We start from the raw sequence: 26,195 nt of genomic DNA on the forward strand, positions 1-26,195 counted from the left end.
TGCGGCTAGAGGGGTTCCCCTATGGGCCAGGATGGGGCAAGCGTCTCCGATGACATCCTTTTCGCCCCGTTCGGTGGATTTCCACTGTCATCTCGATCTTTATCCAGACCTCCAAAAGGCCGTTTCTGCCTGCGAAACCGCCAAGGTTGCTACCTTGGCCGTCACCACGACCCCGAAAGCCTTTCGGCGAAACCAGGAGGTAGCTCGCAACGGCCACTATGTGCGCGTGGCATTGGGTTTGCATCCTCAGTTGGCTGCGGAGCGCATGTCGGAAGTGCCACTATTCGAGGCACTTCTCGACCAAACGCGCTACGTGGGCGAAGTTGGCCTCGACGCAAGCCCAGCCTATTACGCCCATTTTGCCGATCAGGTCCGGGTCTTCCGTCGAATTCTGACGGCGTGTGCAAAGCAGGGTGACAAGGTTCTTAGCGTTCACAGCGTTCGTGCTGCGAACCCGGTTTTGGACTATGTTGAGGAGCTTCTACCCCAGGCTCGTGGGCGTGTTGTCCTGCATTGGTTCTCGGGCACTTTGTCGGAGGCTAGGCGCGCTCTCTCGCTTGGCTGCTATTTCTCCGTGAACGAGCGTATGTTCGCGAGCCCTGCCGGTCGGAGAGTCATAGGTATGCTGCCATCCGATCGCGTGCTCACAGAGACCGACGGTCCCTTCATAGAACGTGACGGGACTCCAATATCACCGGGCGATGTTCGCAAAGCTGTAGCTGAGTTGGCCCGGACATGGGGCATTCAGCTGGATGAGGCACAGGCCGAGATCGTGAGAAACCTGCGAGCGTTGCTGTCCCCATGAGTTCTGAGCATACTGACGGCTTCCCGCGCAGCGATGTCGATCGCATCACTTTTGAAAAAGCAACCAAGATTCAACACGACTGACAGCTTCTGCTATTTCGCCAGAAAGCTGTCAGTCCGGAGTCGGGCCAACTCTAGCCATTCACAAGCGAGCCGGTTGCGGCGCTGAGGCGGCGCTGCTGACGTTGATAATGAGGGTGTACTACATGTTAGCCTTTTGTGCTTCGAAAGTCGCATAGAAGGGCAGTCTGGAACCTACGCTACAGATCAGCATCGACCTCGCTTCGTTTGGGCCTGATCGTACGTGAGGCACGTTACGGTTATCGTCGGTTGGCGCGATGCTTGATCCATCCTTCGAGGTGGAGAAAGCCGATGACGCCCACGAAACTACTCGTTGGCCAGTTTGCCGTCGTGTTTGCCATTGTCATTCTTGGCGTGTGGATCGCAACTCAATGGTGCGCCCACGCCTTCAACTATCAGGCGCAACTCGGGACGCCATGGTTTGTTGCAGCCGGCTGGCCGATCTACAGGCCCTGGAAACTGTTCGAATGGTGGTTTCATTTCGACGCCTACGCGCCCGAAATCTTCGACGAGGCAGGAATGCTTGCCGGCGCTAGCGGGTTCCTAGGCTGTGCGGCCGCAATTGCGGGCTCACTCTGGCGCGCGCGGCAGCGCGGGTTGGTCACCACCTATGGCTCGTCACGATGGGCCGTGAAGCAGGAAATCGAAAAAGCAGGGCTGTTTCGGCCGGCCGGCGTTTTCCTCGGGAAGCTGAAGGATCGATATCTGCGGCACGACGGGCCGGAGCACGTCATGGCATTCGCTCCAACACGTTCAGGCAAGGGCGTTGGATTGGTCATTCCAACCCTTCTTTCCTGGACTGGTTCAGCAGTCATCCATGATATCAAAGGCGAGAACTGGCAACTGACCGCTGGTTGGCGATCAAAGTTCTCGTACTGCCTTCTCTTCAATCCGACCGATCCAAGGTCCGCGCGCTACAATCCCCTGCTGGAAGTGCGTAAGGGTCCGAACGAGATCCGGGATGTTCAGAACATCGCCGACATCCTGGTTGATCCGGAAGGCGCGCTGGAGCGGCGAAATCATTGGGAGAAGACCAGTCATTCACTCTTGGTCGGCGCCATTCTGCACGTGCTCTACGCCGAAGAGGAAAAGACGCTTGCCCGTGTCGCCACATTCCTATCGGACCCGCAACGGTCCTTTGCCGCAACGCTACAGCGGATGATGACCACCAACCACCTCGGCGCGGCGGATGAGCCTCAGGTCCATCCCGTTGTGGCTTCGGCAGCGCGTGAGGTGCTGAACAAGTCAGAAAATGAGCGTTCAGGCGTACTCTCAACGGCGATGTCGTTTCTTGGGCTCTATCGCGATCCGACGGTGGCGGCGGCAACATCGGCCTGCGACTGGCGCATTGCAGACCTGATGGATGCCGAGCGACCGATGTCGCTCTATCTCGTCGTGCCGCCATCGGACATTTCGCGCACCAAGCCGCTGGTGCGATTGGTGCTCAATCAGATCGGCAGGCGACTGACAGAGCGGCTGGAGGGTGATCCAAAGAAGAGCCGCAAGCATCAACTGCTGATGATGCTGGACGAGTTTCCGGCACTCGGCCGACTCGACTTTTTCGAGACGGCACTTGCCTTTATGGCCGGTTACGGGATTCGCGCCTATCTGATCGCGCAGTCGTTGAACCAGATCTCAAAGGCCTATGGCGAGAACAACGCCATTCTCGACAATTGCCATGTGCGGATTGCCTTTTCCTCCAACGACGAGCGCACGGCCAAACGCATTTCCGACGCCCTCGGCACGGCAACGGAACTTAGATCCATGCGCAACTATGCCGGCCATCGGCTGGCACCCTGGTTGTCACACGTCATGGTCAGCCGGCAGGAAACCGCGCGGCCGTTGTTGACACCGGGCGAGGTAATGCAACTGCCGCCATCCGATGAGCTGGTGTTGGTTTCCGGCTTGCCGCCGATCCGCGCGAAGAAGCTGCGCTATTACGAGGATCACAATTTCACCGAGCGAATGCTGCCTTCGCCAGTTCTTCACGACGGTCTCTACTGCGACTGCCCTGCGCCGCGTCAGGACGATTGGACCGGACAGGTGCGCACCGTCGATCGCCGTCTTGTTGCTGACGGCGAAACCGACAGCGCCACGATCGAAGACGAGGGCGGCGTCCAACAGCAGCGCCATCCAGGGTTGCCTGAAGAACAGGCAGTCGTCACCCAGGAGCTCGATCAGGAAGATCTGTTCAAGCCCGTCGATGATGATAGCGAGGCGGCTGCAGACAAACGCGTGATGGACCGGATTTCCACCGCGACACGCGCTTACGGTATCAACGAGGGCAGGGGCGACGACAAGGATATCGTCCCCGGCTTCTGATGGCTGCTCAATGACAGGCGTACCTCAGCGTAAGTAACGGCCATAAGTGATTTCGAGCGTCTGACGGATGCTCGTTCTTGCCGCCGGCGCAACGCCGACCCTCTGGAACGAGCTGCATGAAACCCCACCGCATTCGTCATCAGTTTCTGCTTGAGCCCGCGTTGAGCGAGAAACTGGACAACCTCAGCCGCGATCCATCGACCACCAAGTCCGCGATCGTGGCGAAGGCGATCGAGGCGTTCATCGAGCGGCGTGGCGAGAACGAGCTCGACCGGCGATACGGCGTGAGGCTTGATCGTCTTTCGCGCGACCTAGCGCATGTCACACGCGATGCCGAGATGATCCTGGAGAGCCTGGCGCTCTTCATCCGGTTTTCGATCACGCTTCATGCCCACACACCCGTTCCCGATCGGGCAACGCAGGCGATCGCCCAAGATCGTTTCGACAAATTCGTCGAGCAGGTCGGCCGGCAGATTGCCTCCGGGAAACGCTCAATTGGAAAAGGCAAAGGCGTGGGAGGCGAAGGATGAACTCTCATCCCGAGGCCGACCATCGCCGTCGCGCGATGCTGCGCACCGCAATGGGCCTGGCGATCACCGACGCGCTTGCCGATCCATTAGTCATCGAGGTGATGGTCAACCCCGATGGCGCGCTGCGGCTCGACCGTCTCGGAGAAGGTCGCGTCGACACCGACGTGCGCATGCACCCGTCCGAGGCCGAACGCATCATCCGCCTTGTCGCCTCCCATGTGCGCGCCGAGGCGCACGCGGATAATCCGATCGTCAGTGCCGAACTGCCGTCGGGCGAGCGCTTCGAGGGTCTGCTGCCGCCGGTGGTGTTGGCGCCATGCTTCGCGATCCGTAAGCCGGCGGCAAAACTCTACACGCTGGCCAACTATGTCGCCGACCGCATCATGTTGCCACTCCAGGCCGATGCGCTGAAGAAGGCCGTGCGCGAGCGGCGCAACATTCTGGTCGCTGGCGGAACGTCGTCGGGCAAGACGACACTTACCAACGCACTGCTGGCCGAAGTCGCCGAATGCGACGAGCGGGTGATCTTGATCGAGGACACGCGCGAACTGCGATGCGCGGCACAGGACTGCGTTGCCCTGAGAACCAGGCGGGGTTCGGTCACACTGGCCGATCTCGTGCGCTCGACGCTCCGGCTCCGGCCCGACCGCATCATCGTCGGCGAAGTGAGGGGCGCGGAAGCGCTCGATATGCTGAAGGCCTGGAACACCGGGCACCCTGGCGGCATCGCCACGGTTCACGCCAATTCGGCGCGCTCCGCTCTCTACCGCATAGAGCAACTCGCCCAGGAAGCCGTTGTCACCGTTCCGCGCCGGCTCATCGCCGATGCCATCGACCTGATCGTCTTCATCGCGGGACGCGGCTCATCGCGCCGCGTCGATGCGATCGCCGAGGTTATCGGTCTCGACGGCAGCGGCGACTACACCCTCACCCAGCTCACGCTTCCGCAACTCCAGCAGCTTTGAAAGGTCACCTCATGCGCAAGAAGCTTCGCTTTCTTTCGTCCACCGCGCTCGCGTTCTGTCTCACGGGTCCGGCATACGCGGCTGGCTCCGGCATGCCTTGGGAACAACCGCTTCAGCAGATCTTGGAGTCGGTGCAGGGACCGGTCGCCAAGATCGTCGCGGTGATCATCATCATCACCACCGGATTGACGCTCGCCTTCGGCGACACGGCGGGCGGGTTCCGCCGGCTTATCCAGATCGTCTTCGGCTTGTCGATCGCATTCGCGGCATCGAGCTTCTTTCTCTCGTTCTTCTCCTTCGGCGGCGGGGCGCTCGTCTAATGGCCGCCGGCGAGCAGCATATCGAAGGGTTCGAGGTACCGGTTCACCGGTCGCTTGCCGAACCGATCCTGCTCGGCGGTGCGCCGCGAGCGGTGGCGATCCTCAATGGCACTGTGGCCGCGGCAGTCGGCCTTGGCCTGCAGCAATGGATTGCAGGGTTGCTGCTCTGGGTTGCCGGCCATACACTTGCAGTCTTTGCCGCGAGGCGCGATCCCGACTTCGCTGCCGTCCTTGTCCGTCATCTTCGCCTGAAGGGATGGCTGGCATGCTGAACCTTTCAGAATATCGCGGCAAAGCCGACCGGCTTGCCGATCACCTGCCGTGGGCTGCCCTCGTCGCGCCGGGGATCGTGCTCAACAAGGACGGCAGCTTTCAGCGGACATTCCGGTTCCGCGGACCTGATCTCGAAAGCGCGACAGAAGCCGAGCTTATCGGAATTTGCGCCCGGGCAAACAACACGCTCAGACGCCTGGGATCCGGCTGGGCGCTGTTCTTCGAGGCTGAGCGCATTGAGGCACTTGGCTATCCGGCCTCGAGTTTTCCCGACGCTGCCTCATGGCTGGTCGACGAAGAACGGCGCGCTACCTTCGAAGGCAAGCTCGCGCATTTCGAAAGCCGCTATCACCTGACATTGCTGTTCATGCCGCCGCCGGACAGCCAGGCGCGGGCGGAAAACGCGCTCGTCGAGGCTCACCATTCTGAGGGCGAACGGGACTGGCATCAGGAGCTGGCGCGGTTCCACGACGAGACCGACCGTGTGCTCGATCTTCTGTCCGGCTTCATGCCCGAAGTGCGCGCGATCGACGATGCCGAGACACTGACTTACTTACACGGCACAATCTCGACCCGTCGCCATCCGGTCACCGTACCGGAAACGCCGATGTATCTGGACGGCATCCTGGCCGATGCGCCGCTCACCGGCGGCTTGGAACCGATGCTGGGCGATCAGCATCTTCGTACGCTCACAATCTTTGGTTTCCCGAACCTCACTCGCCCCGGAATCCTCGATGCCCTCAACCATCAGGATTTTGCCTATCGTTGGACGACGCGTTTTATCCCTCTCGACAAGATGGAAGCCACGAAGACGCTGACCCGGTTGCGGCGGCAGTGGTTTGCCAAGCGCAAGTCGATCGTCGCCATCCTACGCGAGGTCGTTACCAACGAGCCAATCCCGCTAGTTGACAGCGACGCCGACAACAAGGCGCTCGATGCCGACGAAGCACTTCAGGCGTTGGGCGCCGATCATGTCGGCTTCGGCTATCTCACCACCACTGTGACGGTATGGGACGAGGATCGCCAAGCCGCCGCGGAGAAGCTTCGTGCGGTCGAGCGCATCGTCAACGGGCTCGGCTTCACCACCATCCGCGAAAGCATCAACGCGGTCGAGGCCTGGCTCGGATCTCTTCCTGGCCATGTCTATGCCAACGTTCGCCAGCCGCTCGTTCACACGCTGAACCTCGCCCATCTCATGCCGTTGTCATCGGTGTGGGCCGGGCCGGTGACCAATGAGCATCTCGCTGAGGTCACACGGACAGAGGCGCCGCCGCTTCTCTTCGCCAAGACCAGCGGGTCGACACCGTTTCGGCTTTCCACCCATGTCGAAGATGTCGGTCACATGCTGATCGTCGGTCCGACCGGTGCCGGCAAGTCGGTGCTGCTCGCGCTGGTCGCACTACAGTTCCGACGTTACGCCGGCGCGCAGGTCTATGTCTTCGACAAAGGCAACTCGGCACGCGCGGCGACACTCGCCATGGACGGAGAGCATCACGCGCTCGGTGCGGACGGCGCGCTTTCCTTCCAGCCTTTGCGCAACATCGATGACCCGACCACCTGCAGTTGGGCGGCCGAATGGATCGCCGGCCTCGTTGCCCATGAGAACTTCACGATCACGCCTGAGGTGAAGGAGGCAATCTGGTCGGCACTGAGCAGCCTTGCCACCGCGCCGGCACAGGAACGCACGCTCACCGGTCTTTCCGTTCTGCTTCAGTCCAATGCGCTGAAGTCCGCCTTGATGCCCTACACGCTCGACGGCCCCTTTGGCCGGCTGCTCGATGCCGACGATGACCGCTTGGCGCTGTCGGATGTTCAGTGTTTCGAGACCGAGGAACTGATGCACAGCCAAGGGGCTGTGCTGCCGGTGCTCACCTATCTGTTTCATCGTCTCGATGAGCGGTTCGATGGACGGCCGACGCTGCTCATGCTCGACGAAGCCTGGGTCTATCTCGACAATCCGCTCTTTGCTGCCCGGATCCGTGAATGGTTGAAGGTGCTGCGCAAGAAGAACGTATCCGTCATCTTCGCCACTCAATCGCTTGCCGACATCGCCGGCTCTTCAATTGCGCCTGCAATCATAGAGAGCTGCCCACAGCGCATTTTTCTTCCCAATGATCGTGCCGTGGAGCCGCAGGCGAGGGTGGGCTACGAACGCTTCGGTCTGAACGAGCGGCAGATCGAATTGATCGCTCGCGCCACACCGAAGCGCCACTACTATCTGCAATCCCGCCGCGGCAATCGGCTCTTCGAGCTGGGCTTGGGTCCCATCACGCTTGCGTTTTGCGGCGCCTCCGATCCGGCCACACAGACGCTGATCGACAGGATCCTGTCCGAGCACGGGCAAGAAAGCTTTGCCTCTCATTTCCTGAAAGCGCGCGACCTCGACTGGGCCGCCGAGCTTCTCCAGCAATTTCCTCACCCATACACGGAGCAATCATCATGATGGGACGCCGCCTTTTCACAAGCCTTGTCACCGTTTCCCTGATCGCCAAACCGATAGCCGACTACATTCAGCCTGCCTATGCGCTGATTGTGTTCGATCCCTCGAACTATACGCAGAACGTGCTCTCGGCGGCGCGCGCGCTGGAGCAGATCAACAACCAGATCCAGTCACTTCAGAACCAGGCGACCATGCTTGAGAACATGGCGCGCAATCTTCGGAATATGGATTTCTCCTCGGTCGGCCAGCTTACCGGCGCGCTCCATCGCATCGATGGTCTCATGGACCAGGCAAGCGGCCTCAGCTTTAACCTCAACAAGCTTCAGGACCAGTGGCGCCAGCAATATCCGGAAAGCTACGACGGCACGATCAAGGTCAGCGACGTGGCAACCGCTGCGCGCGAACGCTGGCAGAACGCCATGCAGGCGTTCCGCCAGACCATGGGCGTCCAGTCGCAGATCGTCGAGAATGTTCGCGGTGATGGCGATCTGCTTGCCGATCTCGTCAATCGGAGCCAAGGAGCGGCCGGTGCGCTCGAGGCAAGCCAGGCCACCAACCAACTGATCGCGCTTTCGACCAAGCAACAGATGCAGATCCAGACGCTGCTTGCGACGCAGTTTCGGGCTGAGGCCCAGGATGCGGCCCGCAAGGCTCAGTCCGAGGAAGCCGCCCGCCAGACCACGAAGCGCTTCCTAGGCACCGGCACGGCCTATCCCGGCAACTGATCACCAGTTCTTCACGATAAGGAAGGCGGCGACATGAACGACCTTGGGGTCATCGATCGCTTCATGGAGACGTTCATCCGCTATATCGACAGCGGGTTCGGTCTGCTCTCGGGCGAGGTCGCCTTTCTCGCCACAACCCTGATCGGCATCGACATCACGCTTGCCGGTCTGGCTTGGGCATTCGGCGGCGAGCCCAACATTCTCGGCCGCCTCACCCGCAAGGTGCTTTATGTCGGCGTCTTCGCCTTCATCCTGAACAATTTCAAGAACCTCGCAGACATCATCTATCGATCCTTTGCCGGTCTCGGCATCAACGCTTCGTCCGGCAATCTCTCCGCAGACAATCTCCTGCATCCAGGCCGCATTGCCGCGACGGGTTTCGAGGGCGCCTGGCCGCTGCTCGATCAGGCAAGCCAGCTGTTAGGCTTCCCGGAAATCTTCGGCAACGCGCTCACCATTTTCGTGCTGCTGGTGGCGTGGTTCCTGGTCATCATCGCCTTCTTCATTCTTTCCATCCAGCTCTTCATCACCATCCTGGAGTTCAAACTCACCACGCTGGCCGGTTTTATCCTGGTCCCCTTTGCGCTCTGGAATCGGTCATCCTTTCTCGCCGAGCGCGTGCTCGGCAATGTCATCTCATCAGGCATCAAGGTGATGGTGCTCGCCGTCATCGTCGGCATCGGTTCCACGCTCTTCGGTGAGTTCGCTGCCGCGCTGCAAGGCAAGGAGCCGGACCTCGCCGCTGCCATGTCGCAAGTGCTCGGCGCGCTAGCGCTGCTTGGCCTCGGCATCTTTGGGCCCGGCATCGCTTCAGGCCTTGTCTCCGGGGCGCCGCAGTTTGGTGCGGGCGCCGCACTTGGAACCACGGCGGCCGCGGCCGGTGCGTCGCTCGTTGCCGGAGGCGCGGCATTTGCCGGCACGCGCATGGCGGCTAGCGGCAGTCTTGCTGCAGTCCGGGCCGGCACAACCATGGGATCGGCAGCTTCCACGGCCTGGCAGCTGGGGCGGGCAACCTCGCCTGATTCCGGTCTGTCCAGTGTGACTGCTGGAATGCAGGGCTTAGCGGGCGCCGCCAGCGGCGCTGCAATGCGAGCAGCAAGATCCGCCTCCGGTGCTTTCGGGCGCAACGCCCATGTCGGGCGCGAAGCTGCATGGACCGTGACGGGCGGAGCGCCGATTGCATCAATGGGCGGAAGCCCGGCCGCTGCCGGCTCCAATGCCGCGCCGGGATGGGCAAGGCGTCTGCGGTCCGAACAGAGCGCCCGTGCCCATCGCCACGCCGCAATGCAGGCCGTCCGTGAAGGCGACAGGCCTAGCGGCAGCGCCAATCCCTCCCTCAGTGACAAGGACGACTAGATGCTCTTCAAACGACCCGTTCAACGCTACGGCAAGACGCCCGAGCCGGTCACGCCGTATCAGAAGGCCGCCCAGCTCTGGGACGAGCGCATCGGCTCGTCCCGAGTACAGGCCAGGAACTGGCGGTTGATGGCTCTCGGCTGTCTGGCTTTGGCAACCGGCCTCTCCGGCGGACTCGTTTGGCAGTCGATGCAAAGCCGCGTCGTGCCCTACGTCGTCGAGGTCGACCGCTTCGGCGAGGCGCGCGCTGTCGCGCCTGCTGTCCGGGACTATGAACCCACCGACGCCCAGATCGCCTGGCATCTCGGTCGTTTCATCCAGAATGTCCGTTCTGTCTCCACCGATCCGGTGCTGGTGCGGCAGAACTGGCTGGCAGCCTACGACTTTGCCACCGACCGCGCGGCACTCTTCCTCAACGAATACGCCAAGGCCAACGACCCCTTCGGCCGGATCGGTACGCGCAGCGTATCGGTGCAGGTGACCAGCGTGGTTCGGGCATCCAACAGCTCGTTCCAGGTCAAATGGACCGAGCAGGTTTTTGAACGCGGCAGCCTGGCCAGCACGACGCGCTGGACCGCGATCCTCACCATCGTGATCCGCCCGCCAAGCAATACGGACCAACTGCGCAACAACCCGCTCGGCGTCTTCATCAACGCCATCGACTGGTCGCGCGAGCTCGACAGCGCAGCACCTGCATCCGTTTCTTCGAAGGAGCCAGCCAATGACAAATAGAGCCCCATCGTTCCGTGCCGCGCTGATACTGTCGGCCTCAGCTGCTGTCCTCTGGGCCTGCGCGTCGAAGGCGGTGCCGCCGCCTGAGATTTCCTACGATGCTGCCGATTTCAAACTGGCGGCAATTGAAAAGCCGGCGGATAAGCTGGTCAAGATCGTCGAGGTACCAAAACCCTTACCGTTACCCGGCCAGTTACTACCGGACCCAGGCAAGGTCGTCGAGGACAAGCGTTCCCCTGAAGAACGTGTCGCCGATGCCAACAAAGCGGCGACGCAGCAACCGACCAGGTATGGCTACGTCAATGCGGTGCAGGTCTATCCGTTCACCGATGGCGCGCTCTATCAGCTCTATGCTGCACCCGAGCGCGTCACCGATATCGCACTGCAACCTGGCGAGAAACTCACAGCCGTGTCGGCCGGCGACACGGTGCGCTGGGTCATCGGCGACACTGTCAGCGGCACCGGTGACAATCAGCGCACCCATGTTCTGGTAAAACCTTTTGCGCCGGGGCTCAGCACCAACCTGGTGATCACGACGGAACGGCGGACTTACCACCTGCAGCTCCAAAGCACCGAGAAGACCGCAATGGCGGCTATTTCGTGGACGTACAGCGAGGACCAGATCGTTGCGCTTCGCCAGCGCAACGCTCAAGCTGAGGCTGCCACGCCGGTGGCGTCGAATGTGGCGCTCGAGAACATCCGCTTCCGCTATTCCATCAGCGGTGACATGCCGCCCTGGCGGCCGACGCGCGCCTTCGATGACGGCAGCAAGGTCTATGTCGAATTTCCACGTCGGATCGATCAGGGCGAGGCGCCGCCGCTCTTCGTTGTCGGTCCTGATGGAGACAGCCAACTCGTCAATTACCGAATGCGCGGCAACTACTACATCGTCGATCGCCTGTTCGCCGTGGCAGAACTTCGCTTCGGCACCAAGCAGCAGCAGGTGGTTCGCATCACCCGGACGGACGGCCGGCAACCGCCCCGGCGGATAACACTCTTTTCGCGTCTTGGCAGGTGAGGGGAGAGGCCCGTGACCGATACTCACCGCCCAAATACTCCGCCGAAACTCGATCCGGAGCAGTTGCAGCTGCGAGCCTCGCCCCGACGCGCTGTGCGCTTCAGGCGCGGCGTGATCATAGCCATCGCGGCAGCTGGATCCAGCGCCATTTTCGGCGTCACCATAGTGGCGCTTAAAGGCCCGGCTTGGCGCATCAAAGGCCAGCTGGAAGACCGCTATAACACCGAGCGCAAGCCAACTGCCGAGGGGCTCGACGCGCTTCCCAAGGATTATTCCGGGATCACGCCGAAGCTTCCGGTGCTTGGGCCGCCGCTGCCTGGCGATCTCGGTCGCCCCATCCTGGAGCGCCAGCGCCAGCTCGGCATTGCACCGGGGCAAGAGGCATCCGCCGAGGAACAGCGCCTCGCGCAACAGGCGATCGCGGCGCGCGAGTCGCAAGTCCTATTTCGGATCGAAAATCGCCTCGAAACGACATCTGTTGCAGGTGCCGGGCCAAGTAGGCAGCAGCCGTCTGAGGCACTCGCACAATCCGACGCGGCACGCCCTTCGGTTTCGGTAGCCCCGGCCGAGGGCGACCAAAACAACCAGCAGCGCAAGCTCGATTTTATCAACCAGAAGGACACGAGCGGAATCTACAATCCGCACGCGCTGCAGACGCCGGCTTCGCCATATCAGCTGATGGCCGGCAGCGTCATCGCCGCAAGCCTCATCACCGGCATCACTTCCGACTTGCCCGGCCTAGTCGTCGCGCAGGTCACCGAGAACGTGCACGACAGCGTCACCGGCAACACCCTACTCATTCCGCAGGGCTCTCGCCTGATCGGCACCTATGACAGCGTCGTCGCCTTCGGACAAAAACGCGCGTTGCTGGTCTGGCAACGCATTGTCATGCCCGACGGCTCGTCCATCGAAATCGACAATCTGCCCGCAATAGACGCTGCCGGCTATGCAGGGCTTGAGGATAAGGTGGATTTCCACACCTGGCAGCTGATCAAGGGCGTTGCTCTGGCTACTTTGCTAGGCGTTGGCACTGAATTGAGCTTTGGGGAAAACGAAAGCGACTTGGTGAAGGCGATCCGGGAATCCACCCAGCAGAACGTCAGTCAAGCCGGCCAGCGCATCACCGAAAAGAACCTCAATATTCAGCCCACTATCACCGTGCGCCCCGGTTGGCCGCTGCGCGTTATTGTGCGGAAGGACATCGTGCTCCGGCCATATGCAGTTGAACAGGAGTAACCATGGCCAACCTGAGACTTGGAAAGCTTCCGGACCGGACACCTTCGAAAATCACCATCACTGTCCGCGCCGACCTGAATCAAGCGCTGCAGGACTATGCGGCGCTTTACCGCCAGACCTATGGCGAGTCGGAAACGGTGGCCGAACTCATCCCATTCATGCTGGCGGAGTTCCTCGAAAGCGACCGAGCTTTTGCCAAGGCCAGAAAGGAAGGTGTACCTGGCGCCGGCGCGTCGGAGAAACCGGGACGGCAATCAGCAGACCATGCGTAGTGCGGGATATTCCGAGGAGGGCAGGCTTGAACCTGCCGCGCCGCCTTCGTCCTCTGCGATCGGTCCGCCAGGTTACAGGTTAGGCTTTCGCCTTGCGTTTCGCAGCAGGCTTTTTGGCCGGAGCAGCCTTCCTTCCCAAACCCAACGATTTTGCCAGCGCTGAGCGTGCGGCCGAATAGTTTGGAGCGACCATGGGATAGTCTTTCGCCAGTCCCCATTTCGCCCGGTATTCGTCAGGCGTCATCCCGTGTCGGGTTGCTAGATGGCGCTTGAGCGACTTGTATTTCTGGCCGTCTTCAAGGCTGATGATGTAGTCCGGGAACACGGATCTCTTGGGATTGACTGCCGGCTTCTGAACGGGCGCTTCTACCGGAGCTGTTTGGCCAATATTAGACAATGCCGAATTCACGCTGGCGATCAAATCGGGCAGCCCAGACACGGGAACCGCGTTCTTCTGCACATAGGCGGAAACGATATCGGCAGTAAGTTCGATGAGATTATTGGCTTCTTCGGACATCGTCACGCTCCTGGATGCAAACCGATAGGTTCATATCGCCCAATCGCCGGATCCGCAAGAAAGACAGCCGGCCTAGGGAACTTCCTTGACGACTTCAGGTTTGCGCTGGAGAAAAGACGCCTGAAGAACGCCTCTTTTCAGCTACATCAAACGGTTGAGAAAGCCTACGCAGCACTTCTCTTAGTGCTTACAACTTAAAGTCCGCCGTCGCACGGGACGTAGGCAATCGCCGACACTGGTCGAGAGAGCTCCTGCCGATTCTGAATGGCTGCATGAGATCAAATACGATGACTATCGGACTGAGATCGTCATCGAGCACGGGCAAGCAAGCGCATTCACCCTGACCAGCCGTACTGGACCTTGATCCCGACGAAGGCGTGCCATGGGGTGCGCTAATCGAGGCCCGCGCTGTCTCTGCGCAAAATCTTTGAAGCAGCTGGCTGGGAGAGCTGGCCGAAGGTGACCGGCTGCAAGGGTGTCCATATTACGGCCCCGCTGCCGTCGAACATGACTCATGATAGCGCGCGGAAACTAGCCAGAGCGCTCGCTCAGTGCCTTATAGACGCCGACCCGGAGCGGTACTTTCTATCGGCCGACCCACCAGCCCGCACAGGACGTATCTTCCTTGATTACCTCCTCAACGGCCGAGGCAACACTGCCGTAGGCGCGTTTTCTCCGCGAGCCCGCCCCGGATTCCCAATCGCGCATCCCGTGACGTGGTAGCAGGTTGAGGCAAGTGTCCGGCCAGATGCTTTCACGCTGCTCGTCCGTTCAAGGCCATCGCTCGAAAAGTCGCGTGAAGCCAACAGGTGGGCGGCCTTCGACGCTCCCCTCGCAACGCGGCGAAAATACGACCGAAGATCCGCGGCCTCTCCGGTCAGCGGAAGGGCTAGGCGGGGAGGAAGACTTCAATCGTAACAGTTAACTCCTTCACTAGGACGAAGCCCCCTTCCTTTCCAGAAGCTTCAACTAGCCTCCATTCGACGTAGTCGGTCGGAATCTTGGCTTTTGCACTTTCGATCGCTTTAGTTAGGGCCTCGTGAAAATCGGCCCTCAGCGACGTTCCGTTGAATGTGCCTGCACTTTTTTTCACTGGAGTATCTCTCCAAGGGTAGGGCTTTAAGTCCCTCGCTACCTGGCAGCGCCACAACAACAGCGAGTTCGATCTCTCCTGGGCGGTGATGGTTGCCTATGACCACCGCATCTGAGCGACTTTGCAAGCGAGATCGCAGCTAGACCCGCGAGGCACCGCCCCAGGAACCCGGCCGAGGTCAGGAGCATCAGGTATGCTCAGAGCCCTAAGCGATCCCCCAGATAGGCTCGCGGCTTAGCCGAGCAGGACATGCATTACTTCTTGCAAGCACCAGGCCGGATGTGGATCGCGCCGGCCTTCTTTGCGAAGCAGCTATTTGTATAAGTCTTTTTGTGGCCGTTCTTCCATGCACATACGGGCAAGTAATGCAATGGGCACAGGCCACCTCGAGTGGCCGCCGGAGCAGGGGTTGGGTGGGCATTTACTGAAGCGATAAGTACAGCGAATAGGACTGGTGCGATTTTCATGTTTCACTCCCGTTCATTCGAGAATTTCTACTTCCAATCAGTCACTCGGTCTACAAGATTGAAGCCTCCGCGGTGAGACGCACTTTCAAGGCTGCAGCAAAACTGCCGTCCTGCGGCAAACTATCGATGCGGCCATCGCGAACTCATACCAATCTTTTCGCAACCCAGCCCGGGGCGAAGTCGATGATCCGTCGGAGGGTATTCTGCTCCGCATACTTTAGGAATGGGAGCGCGGCCTCAAGATCACGACAGATCGTCGGCTCTTGGAATGGCTTGCAATTCGCAGTCGCGAAGGTGCCGAAAAGCATCACATCCTGAAGGCCATTATCAATAAGTCCATCTTTGACTTCACCGTCTGGGGTACCTTCCTTCAAACCCATCATCAGGCTTCCGGCGATACTAGGAAAAATAAGATCGGGCTCAGTGCGCTTTCGAATACTGCGGAGGGCAATCTCATTTTTCTCCGGGAAACCAGGATCACCATATCCTATAGGGTTCCAAAAGACCGAGCCACCAACCAGGCAGTCAAGCCCGACATCGAGGACGAAAAGGAACTCCGGCGGATAAATCACTGCCAGTTTCGAAGTGGTCACGGCGAAGCCAGAGCTGGGCATTGCGCTCTCGGGAAAGTTCACCTGCGCAACCCCCTCAACCAGGTATACCTCCGCGCTTCTGACCGGAGGTAGAGAGTCGCTGAATTTAGAACAAAGGCTGTCAGCTTTGGCTTTGACCGTATCCATCGCATTTGGCGGCTCCGCCGACGAGGGCTGCACACTATCTAAGGACGCAGCCATGAATTGGGAAAATGCCGTCGAGCGCGGTGGAAACATGTGGCTCCACGGAAAAGGCCACGGTACAAAAATTCCGTCGCTCATTTAGATGCCTCCGAGTTTTGTTTTAGGCCTCACGTCACATTACCTGCGATGCCCGTGGAGCACGCTATAGACGGGGCTGACACTTACCAGAATCAATGCCATGCGCCGCACTCCGAGTCCCAACCTGCGTTTACCGTGATCTGGTCCGCCCACTTGGCCCCTTTGGCCAAAAGGCAGGCTTCAAGCGCAGCCTTAAACGTCGGACCGGCTGCCGAACCAGAGGTGACAACTGCAGCAATTGCGGCAGCAAGGGCAGCGCTCACTACGCAATCTTGCACCTCTTTTAGTTCACCGGTGGGGTAGCAAACATCGACAAAGGCGTATTTTGTGCACGTCCGATTGTAGATAACCGGCACCTTTGTACAGATTTTCTTGCCGAAAATCTTCACGCATTTAAGCCGGAATTCGGTTTTTACCTCAGGCCAGTTCCCTATAGTGACCAGTTTAAAGCGATGGCATTCCTGGCCACTTTTCGCTTCAACTTCTATGTGGAATGCTGGAGCCGATATAACGGCAAGCCTGCCGATATCCCCTACGGACTTCTCGTCCTCGTCCTCGAACGCTACAGGATAATTAAGCGTAGCCCTAGCCATCGCGGCATCCTCCCCTGAGAAAATTAAACTGAACGTTCAATGCACTTGAGTGATTCAGGATTTTCTGAGGTCAATAGTATTCTGGAAGCGCACCTATTCGAGAAATCAGCTACTATCCGGATTAAGCCGAAAACGTCTGCTAATCCAGAAAGACCCATCATCTACATCGCCGGAAGTCGTCCAAAGACAAACGCCGACGACACAGATAAGCGAAAGCAAAATCTGCCACGCCACATGTCAAATTTTCACGTAGGGCGTCAGAGTAGTGCTAATTTAGCTACCCGTCAACTGTCTAGATGCAGGATTGCAGGGGTGTTACCATGTCGAAACCAGACAGTACGTCCGCCCAGCAAAATTCATACCCGAGTAAAATGTATAAAAAAGAATGACTTCCGAGGCGTTGAAGGCTGCTTGACGGGACATATTGCATTCGCAAGAAAGGCTTGTTGGCCGGGCTAGTAGGGCGAGAAAGCAATCGGATGCCAGCGATTGCGACGGCAACAGCCAATCCGGATTTGCCGCCCCTGTAGACGCCGTCACGCTATCTGAGCCGTGAGCATCGCGATGCGGCTATGCCCACCTGTCCGATGGCAGCCTTGGGAGCGAGGCCGCCCGGTCCTCAAGTGAAACCCGGGGGCGGCGGCGGTCGTCATCGAACAGATGAATCGACGAACTGGCCCAGGATCCGTCTTCCGAGCAAGCTCGCGGCGAAGCCATGGTGGACTACGCCACCATGATCGGTGCCATGACCTTGGCCCGGATCGTATCGGGGACACCGCAGTCGGACCAAATCCTTGATCTTGCAAGGAAGCGCCTGTACCGGTAGGCACTTCCCATCTGGTGCTGCGACCGTTGTTCACTGGATAACCGTCCCAGTCTAACCGGGGCGTTTTTTGTGGAATAGCAGGCAATCGCGACGAACCAGAGGGCGCATCATCGCGCCGAGGAGTGGCGATAAACTGGCGCGCTGGCAATTTAGCGCCTCTAGGCGCGGTGAACCGCGCCTTTAAAAGTAACCTTAGGATAGAGCACCAAGGCCGATGGCGAAATAGTAGCTATGCGCCTCAAGTTGGTCATCGGGCTCGACTTCTTGGACGCCCCAAAGGGGACTGAGTGGCATGCATCCCAATGGTAATTGCGACCCATCTTTAGACGAGCGCAGCGGTCGCGCCTGCTCCACAGAGACGTTTTGTTCGGCGGAATTTGAGGTGGTGAGGCGGCGCGGAGGCCTTACGGCCTATCCGGGGTGCGCCTTCGCCACTTCGGAGCAGCGGCAAAGGTTGCGCGGATCGCTTCCAGCACCTCATCCGCAAGCGTGGCGTCGGCCTTAGCGACCGCGCGCGATACGGCGATGCCGCCGATCTCTGCCGCGGCCGCGGCGATGGCGAGGCGGCGCTTCTGAGTCTGAGGGATCGTGTCCTCCAGCGAGTCCTCGAGCATCGTCGCCATCTCTTCGAACGCGCGTTTGAAGCTTTCGCTAACGGCGCTGTCCTGACGACCGATCTCACTTGCGGAGGCCGCCATCGGACAACCGGTCTCCACCTTGTCGCGCATGTAGGGGGACAGGTATCCGTCTAGGTAATCGGTGAAGCCTAGACTTCGATCGCCCACCCACTCGCGAGTGTCGTTCATGTTCCCGGCGAAGCCGTAGGAGAAGGCAGCGGCCGCTAGCTCATCCTTCGATGAGAAGTGAGCGTAGAGCGCGCCATGGGTCAGACCGGCTTCTTTGGCGATCTCGGCCACGCCGACGCCGTCTATGCCTTTCTGGCGGAACAAGCGGCTCGCCGCCTGCAGAAGAGCCTCCCGGTTCTCCGCCGCCTTCTCCTTGGAAACACGCATTCTCGAACCTCCGAGCCAGATTTTTCACTTTTTAGTTGCGGTCGCAATCAAAGTCAATTAGACGCTGCCTGCGATTAATTGTGATCGCAATTAAAAGCTTCCCAACGGAGAAACAAGCATGCGTTACAAACTTTTCGGAGAGCACACGGGTCTGCGGGTCTCCGAGCTAGTGCTCGGCACCGGCAATTTCGGCACGGGCTGGGGCTACGGCGCGGAGCGCGACGACAGCCGCAAGATCCTGGACGCCTATGCCGATGCGGGCGGCAACTTCATCGACACGGCCGGCGTCTATCAGGGCGGCCAGTCGGAGGAGATCATCGGTGATGCACTCGTCGGCCGTCGGGATGATTTCGTGGTCGCCACCAAGTACACCATGCCGGCCGGCGCCAATGGCGGCATCCTCGTCACTGGCAACAGCCGCAAGGCCATGGTCGTGTCGGTCGAGGACAGCCTGAAGCGGCTCAAGAGCGACTACATCGACCTTCTCTGGGTTCACATGGCCGACGGCGTGACGCCGGGCGAAGAAATCGTGCGCGGCTTTGACGATCTCGTCCGCGCCGGCAAGATCCTCTATGCGGGCCTTTCCAACTTCCCGGCGTGGCGCGTGGCGCGGGCTGCGACCATCGCCGAGCTTCGCGGCACCGTTCCGATCGCCGGCCTTCAGTTCGAGCACAGCCTTGTCGTGCGTTCCAGCGAGCAAGAGCTGATCTCGGCGGGCCAGTCGCTAGGCCTCGGCTTGGTGGCTTGGTCTCCGCTCGGCGGCGGCATGCTGACGGGCAAGTATCGCGAATAGGGTGCGACGGGCCGCCGCGAAGGCTTCGGTGGCAACGTCTTCCAGCCAGAAAACTCGCCGCAGCGCACCGCAATCCTCAATACCCTCCTGGCGATAGCCAATGAAGTCGACGTCACCGCCGGCGAAGTGGCCATCGCCTGGGTAGCGGTCAAGGGCTCGCTTCCGATCATCGGACCGCGCACCGTGGAACAGCTCAATGCCAACTCGCCGCGGCCAAGGTGAGCCTGTCGGCCGAGCAGATCGCACGTCTCGACGAGGTAAGCGCTATGCCGCCCGCTTTCCCGTACAATGTGCTGGCAGGCGCCCGCCCGGGCTACACCGGTGGCAAGGTCGATGAGTTCGACGCGCCCAAGGTGACGGCCGCCTAAGGCCTAGCTTCAGCGATGACAGAGGTTCTCAGCACTGACGCCACGAGCGGATCGGGTCCAAGTTGCTCGAACGCTGGCAGCGCGGTTTCCGGGGTCGAGAACCGTCGCCTTGCCGGTCCTCGATGCTTGATCGCGTCGGGTGGTGACACGCGACGAGACGACCCGGTAAACGATCCCGCAAACCAAACGGCAGCTTATTTGCAGACTGTGCCAAAACCGGACCCGCAGCAAACGGCCTAAAATCGGTCGGCCGCCGATGGGCCAAGTAGCGTCAGCTACCGCATCAGGCAGGGATAGCCGCCGGGGACGGCATGCGCGCCATCCGCCAGATACCAGCAGGATGGTTGAGAAACGGTAGGTCCAGCTAGAGACTCTGCGGAACCATGCGGAAAGATAGGGGAAAGTTCTCGTTTTTCGCCCACCAATAACATCAATGTCGTGAGAACGTCCTCCGGACCCAACATTTATTTCCAGTTTCCATGTTTTGAATCGACATTATCTTCGAAGGTTGAGGGTTCGTCTTGGCGTTTGGTGAATCGCCGCCGTTGGGTTCAGAGTCGACTCTCCCGACGGCGGACAGCAGGCTTGCCGTCATCCCTTGAGATCAGCCGCGCGTTTTTGCTCTCGAGTTCGTCGAGATAATCGGCCCACCATTGCATCATCTGGACGCGCTCGTCCCAGTGCTCAGCCCGGGCGTAGGCTCGACGAACGTCGTTGTTCTCAATGTGGGCCAGCTGTCGCTCTATGGCATCTGGATGCCATTTTCCGCATTCGTTCAGGAGAGTTGATGCCGTTGCTCGAAAACCGTGCGCGGTAGCTTCCTTTTTGCCGTAGCCCATGCGGCGAAGGGCGGCGTTAAGTGTGTTGTCGGAAATCGGACGCGAAACCGACCGAACACCAGGAAAAAGCAGCGATCCACCACCAGAGATTTCTTTAAGCAACCTCAGGACGCTTGTGGCCTGCTTTGAAAGGGGTACGCGGTGCGGCCGTCGCATTTTCATGCGTGCTTCAGGAATGATCCACATCGAGCTTTCGAAATCGAACTCGTCCCATTCGGCCGCTCGCAGTTCGCCCGGGCGAGGAAACAGCAGTGCCATTAGCTTCAGGGCCGCTCGGGTTGTAGGCTGACCGTCAAATGCGTCGATCGCCCTCAGCAAGCCTCCCAACGCCTTTGGATCGGTAATGGCGGCACGCGGCGTCACCGTCGGACTAATGAGCGCGCCCCTGAGGCCGAACGTCGGATCTGCCTCAGCTCGTGCGGTCGCGATTGCGTATCGAAACACGCTCCCGATTGTAGAGCGCAGTCGTCTGGCCGACTCGTATCGACCGCGAACCTCGACGCGACGAAGGGCACTAAGGATGCTGGCCGGATCAATCTCCCTAATGCACTTGTCGCCTATTGTCGGATAGGCAAAGCCGAGAAGCCATTTGACCTTGCCGATCGTCCGATCGGCACGCCCCTCCTTCTTAAGCTTGTCGACATATTCGTCCGCGATTGAGCGAAAAGTGTCCTTTGCTGAGCCTGCCTTTCGCAAACTGCGGTCCTGTCCGGGATCAACACCCCCCAGCAGGAGGCGTTTGGCGTCATCGCGCGCTTGGCGTGCCTCGGCAAGGGAGATGAGTGGGTAGCTGCCCAACGCCAGTAATTTCTGCTTGCCGTCAAAGCGATATGCGAGCCGCCAAAGGCGAGACCCCGTAGGCTGCACCCACAGTTGGAGCCCACCGCCGTCAGAGAGTTTCACAAGCTTAGTAGCGGCGCGAGCGTTTCGGCATTTCACGTCAGAAAGGGCCATTCGTGAGACCTCCCTTGGCTGTTTCGATACCATCAGGATCTCCAATACCAACGGAAATACCACCCCCGCGCCTCGTTGGACCAAATGCACCGAAATCCCAAGAAATGCGCCTGACTGCGCCTGATCTTGCGAAAAGGTCAGTAATTCCAATGCTTTGCAGAAGTTGAAGCGTAGAGGCTTCGGCGAGAGGGAGTATCGGGAGAAAAGGGGATGGTGCCCAGAGGCGGATTCGAACCACCGACACGCGGATTTTCAGTCCGCTGCTCTACCAACTGAGCTATCTGGGCCTGCGCCGGCTAACATGAACCGCCCGCCGGATTTCAGAGGAACGCCAAGCGACGCCCCTTGAAAGCGCGTGGGTTATAGCACGGGTATCTTGGCTGTCCAGAGCAATTCCAGGAAAAGTGTGCAACGGTTTTCCGCCCTGGAATTGCGTAAAAAACAAGAGCAATTCCCGGAAAAGTGCGCGCTCCATGCCGCTCCTGACCTGCGTAAAAACAAGCACTTAGCTTAGGTGCTGACTTTGTCGCAACGAAAAATTGCTGGATAACAGCGGCCGCCGCCGCTCAATCCTCGTCCTCGGCCGAGGGACTTGGCTTGGGCGTGTCGTCCTCTTCCTCTTCCCCGTCGCGGCCGGGGATGACATAGGCGCCTTTCAGCCAGCGATTGAGGTCGATGTCCTTGCAGCGCGCCGAGCAGAACGGATAGTGCTCGCGCGCCGACGGTTTGCCGCATTCGGGGCAGGGCCGCTTCGGCCTCAGCGGCGTTACCTTGTCGCCCGAACTCATGTGTAGACTATGCTCATGAGCGCGCAGCATGCCAGTTCTGGTGGGCCTTGAAGCCTTCGCCGGAAAGCAGCGCCACGCTCTCATAGAGCGGCAGGCCGACCACGTTGGTATAGGAGCCGACCAGCTTGACGACGAAGGAACCGGCCAATCCTTGCACGGCGTAGCCGCCGGCCTTGCCGCGCCATTCGCCTGATGCGACATAAGCGTCGATCTCCTCGCGCGGCAGCCGCTTGAAGCGAACCCTGGTCTCCACCAGTCGCTGGCGCAGCTTACCGCCGGGCGTGATCAGGCAGATGCCGGAATAGACCCGGTGCGAGCGGCCGGAAAGCAGGCCGAGGCAGTTCACGGCATCGTCGATCGTCTCGGCCTTAGGCAGGATGCGCCGCCCGACCGCCACAACGGTGTCGGCGGCAAGGATGAAGGCTGGCGCATAGTCGTCCTCGCTTTTCAGCGAGATAAGCGCTTTCTCGGCCTTGTCCTTGGAAAGGCGTTTGGCCAGTGAGCGCGGATGCTCGGCGCGCAACGGCGTCTCGTCGACATCGGCAGGAAGAACGCGATCCGGCTCGATGCCGGCCTGTTGCAAGAGTTCGATGCGGCGCGGCGAACCCGAGGCAAGCACGAGCTTCTGCAGGGTGCTCATCGCGGTTGGTGCCAGGCTGTTACTTGAAACGGTAGGTGATGCGGCCCTTGGTCAGGTCGTAAGGCGTCATCTCGACCAGGACCTTGTCGCCGGTCAGGACGCGGATGCGGTTCTTGCGCATGCGGCCGGCCGTGTGGGCGATGATCTCGTGCTCGTTTTCGAGCTTCACCCTGAACATCGCATTGGGCAGCAGTTCCGTGACCACGCCCGGAAATTCGAGGACTTCTTCCTTCGGCATTCGATACCTTTGCTTGGATTGCGTTCCGGCGCCAGTGCATGATGCCGAAGCAGTTTCGGACGACATCATGCTCTACCCTTGATCTGGAGTCGGATGATTTCGGGTCGAACAGACCCGAAATCATCCGACTCCAGCCGGAATTTGCGGCGGAACCTATATGATAATCGTCCGCTTGTGAACATGCTTAATCCGACGCGTTTTCTGCTTCCGGAAGCAGAAAACGTCGGCTTATGCGCGCCTTCAGCCGCTCGCGCACGTCGCGATAGGCGGCCATGATGTGCTCGCGCGTCCCGCCGATGTCGGTCGGGTCGGGCATCGGCCAGTATTCGACCTCGACGGCGAGCAAGCGGGTGAGTTCGAGCGCTGCATGGTGCGCCTCGGGCGCCAGCGTCACGATCAGGTCGAAATAATCATCCTCCAGATCCTCGAGCGTCCTGGGATGGCGCTCGCCGAGCGAGAGGCCGTCCTCGGCAAGCACCGCGTCGACGAACGGGTCGCGCTCGCCGGCGCGCACGCCGGCCGAGGCGACGAAGGTGGTGGCGGGCAGCATGCGGCGGGCCAATTGTTCCGCGATAGGCGAGCGTACGGCATTCATGCCGCACAAGAACAGGATCGAGTGAGGCAGGGCGGCCACTAGAGCATGATCCCAAAAAGTGGGAACCGGTTTTCGGAGAAGATCATGCTCCAACAAAAGAGCGTGATCCCAAAAAGTGGGAACCGGTTTTTGGAGAAGATCATGCTCCAACAAAACAGCATGGTCCCAAAAAGTGGGAACCGGTTTTTGGAAAGGATCATGCCCCAACAAAGAGCTGGATCAGGATGGCGATTCAACGAAACGTCATCCTGATCTAGCCCCGCCAGTGCAGCACGCAGACCAGCGTGAACAGCCGTCGCGCCGTGTCGAAGTCGATCTCGATCTTGCCGGCGAGCCGGTCCATCAGGGTTTGCGAGCCCTCATTGTGCAGGCCGCGCCGGCCCATGTCGATCGCCTCGATATGGCTTGGCGTCGAGGAGCGGATGGCCTCGTAATAGCTTTCGCAGATCAGGTAATAGTCTTTGACAATGCGCCTCAGCGGCGTCAGCGACAGGATGTGGGTGACCACCTCGGCGCCGTCCTCGCGGCTGACGGCAAAGACCAGGCGGGACTCGGCCAGCGAAAGCTTGAGCTTGTAGGGACCGGCGCCGTCGTCGTTGACCGGCCGAAAACTGTTCTCCTCGATGAGGTCGAAGATCGCCACGGCGCGCTCGTGTTCGACGTCTGGCGTCGAGCGTCCGATCGATTCGTCGAGCTCGACGTCGATCAGCCTGTCGCGGGTTTGGTTGCGGCCGGACATCGCTACATGTTCAGCCTGATCGCGACGGAGCGGGCATGCGCGTCGAGCCCTTCGGCCTCGGCAAGCGCGATCGCGGCGGGCGCCAGCGCCTTGAGCTGCTCCGGGCCGAGCTTCAGGATCGAGCTGCGCTTGATGAAATCGAGCACCGACAGCCCGGAGGAAAAGCGCGCCGAGCGTGCCGTCGGCAGAACGTGGTTGGAGCCGCCGACATAGTCGCCGATGACTTCCGGCGTATGTCGGCCGATGAACACGGCGCCTGCGTTGCGCATCCTGGCAAGAAATGCCTCGGCATCGTCGAAGGCGAGCTCGACATGCTCCGCCGCGATCCTGTCGACCAGCGGCAGCGAAGCGTCTAACGTCGGCACCAGGATGACCGCGCCGAAGTCGCGCCAGCTCGCCCCGGCAGTCTCGCCGCGCGGCAGGACTTTCAGCTGGCGTTCGACGGCCTGCTCGACCGCCCTGCCGAATTCTGCGTCGTCGGTGATCAGGATCGACTGCGCTGAAACGTCATGCTCGGCCTGCGCCAAAAGGTCGGCCGCGATCCAGTCCGGATCGTTGTCGGCATCGGCCACCACCAGCACTTCCGACGGCCCGGCGATCATGTCGATCCCGACCGTGCCGAACACCTGGCGCTTGGCCGCCGCGACATAGGCATTGCCGGGACCGACGATCTTGGCGACCGGCCTGATCGTCTCGGTGCCGTAGGCAAGCGCCGCAACGGCCTGCGCGCCGCCGACGCGGTAGATCTCCGAAACGCCGGCGAGGTCGGCGGCCACCAGCACCAGAGGATTGATGACACCGCCCGACGCCGGCACGACGATGACGATGCGCTCGACACCGGCGACCTTGGCCGGCACGGAGTTCATCAGCACCGAGCTCGGGTAGCTCGCCGTGCCGCCCGGCACGTAAAGGCCGACGGCTTCGATCGCCGTCCAGCGCGAGCCGAGCTCGACGCCGGCGGCATCCGTGTAGCGGTCGTCCTTCGGCTTCTGTCGCTCGTGGTGCGAACGGATGCGGTCGCGCGCGAATTTCAGCGCCTCGACGGTCGCCGGATCGGCCGCTTCATAGGCCTTGGCGATGTCGGCCTTCGACACGGCGATGCCGAGCGCGCCGAGATCGGCTTTGTCGAACTTAAGCGTGTAGTCGATCAGCGCCTTGTCGCCTTCGGCGCGCACGCGCGCGATGATGTCGCGCACCGCGGCCTCGACATCGGCCGACACCTCGCGCTTGGTGGTGAGGAAGGCCGAAAAACGCTGCTCGAAATCGGCGTCCTGCTGGCGGAGCGTGATAGCCATTGGGTTTAGCCTCTATGCACCGGGCGCGAGGAGGCTTCCCAGGAGCCGCCGACATCGGCAAGCCGCGCCTCGACGCATTCGACGTCGAGCATGATGGTGCCGCCGCCCGAAAACACCAGTTCGACGATGCCGGCCGGCTTGCTGATGGCGATGAAGCTGACCGCCAGCAGCGACAGCACCTCTGCCGGCTTGTCGCGCGGGATCCCGCTGGTCTTGGCGCCGAGCACGCGGTCGAAATGCAGGACGCTCTGCCGCCGTTCGTTGTGCTGGCGGAACAGGCCGGATTTCGCCTCCCAGACGAACCGGTTCATGGTCAGCACGAAACGCTTGGCCGCCGGCAGATATTCGAGGTCGGAGACCTTCATCACGGCGTCCTGGACATGCGCCGAGACGATGCTCAGATCCTGGTCGTCGAGCGCGATGAGCTTGAGAGCTGCCATGCGGAATGCGCACCTGAAGGTTGGTTTCAGCCCTCTGTTAGGCGGTCT

26 protein-coding genes, 1 tRNA gene and 1 pseudogene are annotated in these 26,195 nt (G+C 60.5%); 15 read left to right on the forward strand and 13 right to left on the reverse strand.

The genetic code is table 11. The annotated features are described in order from the left end of the window. Window positions 1-49 precede the first annotated feature (49 nt). The 13 genes from qatD (at window position 50) to FJW06_RS15600 (ending at window position 13,074) form a co-directional block, all read left to right on the forward strand. Window positions 50-805 (forward strand): Qat anti-phage system TatD family nuclease QatD, encoded by a 756-nt coding sequence (gene qatD, locus FJW06_RS15540; protein WP_140753112.1) that lies wholly within the window; start codon window positions 50-52, stop codon window positions 803-805. A 371-nt stretch (window positions 806-1,176) separates the two neighbouring features. Then, window positions 1,177-3,207, forward strand: coding sequence for a conjugal transfer protein TraG (locus FJW06_RS15545; protein WP_140753113.1), 2,031 nt, complete (start codon window positions 1,177-1,179; stop codon window positions 3,205-3,207). 116 nt (window positions 3,208-3,323) lie between these two features. After that, the gene (locus FJW06_RS15550; protein ID WP_140753167.1) at window positions 3,324-3,737 is read left to right on the forward strand and encodes a CopG family transcriptional regulator; all 414 of its coding nucleotides are present in this window, start codon (window positions 3,324-3,326) and stop codon (window positions 3,735-3,737) included. After that, on the forward strand, window positions 3,734-4,702 hold the full coding sequence (gene trbB / locus FJW06_RS15555) for a P-type conjugative transfer ATPase TrbB (RefSeq protein WP_140753114.1): 969 nt from the start codon (window positions 3,734-3,736) through the stop codon (window positions 4,700-4,702). Before FJW06_RS15550 ends, trbB begins: the two co-directional genes overlap by 4 nt. A gap of 11 nt (window positions 4,703-4,713) precedes the next feature. Then, window positions 4,714-5,022, forward strand: coding sequence for a TrbC/VirB2 family protein (locus FJW06_RS15560; protein ID WP_140753115.1), 309 nt, complete (start codon window positions 4,714-4,716; stop codon window positions 5,020-5,022). Continuing rightward, on the forward strand, window positions 5,022-5,294 hold the full coding sequence (locus tag FJW06_RS15565) for a VirB3 family type IV secretion system protein (protein ID WP_140753116.1): 273 nt from the start codon (window positions 5,022-5,024) through the stop codon (window positions 5,292-5,294). The genes FJW06_RS15560 and FJW06_RS15565 overlap by 1 nt, the downstream gene beginning before the upstream one ends. Continuing rightward, complete coding sequence (gene trbE, locus FJW06_RS15570; RefSeq protein WP_140753117.1) at window positions 5,288-7,738, forward strand: conjugal transfer protein TrbE; 2,451 nt, start codon at window positions 5,288-5,290, stop codon at window positions 7,736-7,738. The genes FJW06_RS15565 and trbE overlap by 7 nt, the downstream gene beginning before the upstream one ends. Next, window positions 7,735-8,460, forward strand: coding sequence for a P-type conjugative transfer protein TrbJ (gene trbJ / locus FJW06_RS15575; protein WP_140753118.1), 726 nt, complete (start codon window positions 7,735-7,737; stop codon window positions 8,458-8,460). Before trbE ends, trbJ begins: the two co-directional genes overlap by 4 nt. Before the next feature lie 33 nt (window positions 8,461-8,493). Next, window positions 8,494-9,816, forward strand: coding sequence for a P-type conjugative transfer protein TrbL (gene trbL / locus FJW06_RS15580; protein WP_140753119.1), 1,323 nt, complete (start codon window positions 8,494-8,496; stop codon window positions 9,814-9,816). Continuing rightward, entirely contained in the window at window positions 9,817-10,548 is a 732-nt protein-coding gene (gene trbF, locus FJW06_RS15585; RefSeq protein ID WP_140753120.1) for a conjugal transfer protein TrbF, read from the forward strand. It begins immediately after the preceding gene. After that, entirely contained in the window at window positions 10,538-11,566 is a 1,029-nt protein-coding gene (trbG, locus tag FJW06_RS15590; RefSeq protein WP_140753121.1) for a P-type conjugative transfer protein TrbG, read from the forward strand. The genes trbF and trbG overlap by 11 nt, the downstream gene beginning before the upstream one ends. A 12-nt stretch (window positions 11,567-11,578) precedes the next feature. After that, window positions 11,579-12,802 carry a TrbI/VirB10 family protein gene (locus FJW06_RS15595; protein WP_140753122.1) on the forward strand — a complete coding sequence of 408 codons (1,224 nt, stop codon included), beginning with the start codon at window positions 11,579-11,581 and terminating at the stop codon, window positions 12,800-12,802. Between the two features lie 2 nt (window positions 12,803-12,804). Next, complete coding sequence (locus FJW06_RS15600; RefSeq protein ID WP_140753123.1) at window positions 12,805-13,074, forward strand: DUF2274 domain-containing protein; 270 nt, start codon at window positions 12,805-12,807, stop codon at window positions 13,072-13,074. A gap of 79 nt (window positions 13,075-13,153) precedes the next feature. Here FJW06_RS15600 and FJW06_RS15605 read toward each other — a convergent pair whose 3' ends face one another. Then, a complete protein-coding gene (locus FJW06_RS15605; RefSeq protein WP_140753124.1) occupies window positions 13,154-13,591 on the reverse strand; it encodes a MucR family transcriptional regulator in 438 nt (145 codons plus the stop codon). Between the two features lie 459 nt (window positions 13,592-14,050). Between FJW06_RS15605 and FJW06_RS30955 the strand changes: the two genes are divergently transcribed. Beyond that, window positions 14,051-14,314: a hypothetical protein gene (locus FJW06_RS30955; RefSeq protein ID WP_348644046.1), complete on the forward strand. Its 264-nt coding sequence runs from the start codon at window positions 14,051-14,053 to the stop codon at window positions 14,312-14,314. Between the two features lie 980 nt (window positions 14,315-15,294). Here the strand turns inward: FJW06_RS30955 and FJW06_RS30555 are convergent. The 3 genes from FJW06_RS30555 to FJW06_RS15625 form a co-directional block, all read right to left on the reverse strand. Then, entirely contained in the window at window positions 15,295-16,026 is a 732-nt protein-coding gene (locus tag FJW06_RS30555; RefSeq protein WP_246674627.1) for a hypothetical protein, read from the reverse strand. A 92-nt stretch (window positions 16,027-16,118) separates the two neighbouring features. Beyond that, the gene (locus tag FJW06_RS15620; protein ID WP_140753125.1) at window positions 16,119-16,619 is read right to left on the reverse strand and encodes a hypothetical protein; all 501 of its coding nucleotides are present in this window, start codon (window positions 16,617-16,619) and stop codon (window positions 16,119-16,121) included. Window positions 16,620-17,849: 1,230 nt separating this feature from the next. After that, window positions 17,850-18,458, reverse strand: coding sequence for a TetR/AcrR family transcriptional regulator (locus tag FJW06_RS15625; protein WP_140753126.1), 609 nt, complete (start codon window positions 18,456-18,458; stop codon window positions 17,850-17,852). 118 nt (window positions 18,459-18,576) lie between these two features. Between FJW06_RS15625 and FJW06_RS15630 the strand changes: the two are divergent. Further along, window positions 18,577-19,473 (forward strand): annotated as a pseudogene (locus tag FJW06_RS15630) (aldo/keto reductase). Between the two features lie 697 nt (window positions 19,474-20,170). Here FJW06_RS15630 and FJW06_RS15635 read toward each other — a convergent pair. The 9 genes from FJW06_RS15635 to FJW06_RS15675 form a co-directional block, all read right to left on the reverse strand. Continuing rightward, window positions 20,171-21,412, reverse strand: coding sequence for an integrase arm-type DNA-binding domain-containing protein (locus FJW06_RS15635; protein WP_140753127.1), 1,242 nt, complete (start codon window positions 21,410-21,412; stop codon window positions 20,171-20,173). A gap of 211 nt (window positions 21,413-21,623) precedes the next feature. Beyond that, window positions 21,624-21,699: transfer RNA gene (locus FJW06_RS15640), tRNA-Phe, on the reverse strand. 279 nt (window positions 21,700-21,978) lie between these two features. Further along, entirely contained in the window at window positions 21,979-22,200 is a 222-nt protein-coding gene (gene yacG, locus FJW06_RS15645) for a DNA gyrase inhibitor YacG (protein WP_140753128.1), read from the reverse strand. Window positions 22,201-22,213: 13 nt separating this feature from the next. Then, entirely contained in the window at window positions 22,214-22,840 is a 627-nt protein-coding gene (locus tag FJW06_RS15650) for a Maf-like protein (RefSeq protein WP_140753129.1), read from the reverse strand. A 19-nt stretch (window positions 22,841-22,859) separates the two neighbouring features. Further along, the gene (infA, locus tag FJW06_RS15655) at window positions 22,860-23,078 is read right to left on the reverse strand and encodes a translation initiation factor IF-1 (RefSeq protein WP_006200926.1); all 219 of its coding nucleotides are present in this window, start codon (window positions 23,076-23,078) and stop codon (window positions 22,860-22,862) included. A gap of 184 nt (window positions 23,079-23,262) precedes the next feature. Further along, entirely contained in the window at window positions 23,263-23,712 is a 450-nt protein-coding gene (locus tag FJW06_RS15660) for a low molecular weight phosphatase family protein (protein ID WP_281404882.1), read from the reverse strand. A gap of 214 nt (window positions 23,713-23,926) precedes the next feature. Next, the gene (locus tag FJW06_RS15665) at window positions 23,927-24,412 is read right to left on the reverse strand and encodes a UPF0262 family protein (RefSeq protein WP_140753130.1); all 486 of its coding nucleotides are present in this window, start codon (window positions 24,410-24,412) and stop codon (window positions 23,927-23,929) included. A 2-nt stretch (window positions 24,413-24,414) separates the two neighbouring features. After that, a complete protein-coding gene (gene hisD / locus FJW06_RS15670; RefSeq protein ID WP_140753131.1) occupies window positions 24,415-25,707 on the reverse strand; it encodes a histidinol dehydrogenase in 1,293 nt (430 codons plus the stop codon). A gap of 5 nt (window positions 25,708-25,712) precedes the next feature. Continuing rightward, window positions 25,713-26,147 carry a DUF2948 family protein gene (locus FJW06_RS15675; protein WP_140753132.1) on the reverse strand — a complete coding sequence of 145 codons (435 nt, stop codon included), beginning with the start codon at window positions 26,145-26,147 and terminating at the stop codon, window positions 25,713-25,715. Between the last annotated feature and the right edge of the window lie 48 nt (window positions 26,148-26,195).

Source organism: Mesorhizobium sp. B4-1-3, from assembly GCF_006439355.1.
Taxonomy (GTDB): Bacteria; Pseudomonadota; Alphaproteobacteria; order Rhizobiales; family Rhizobiaceae; genus Mesorhizobium.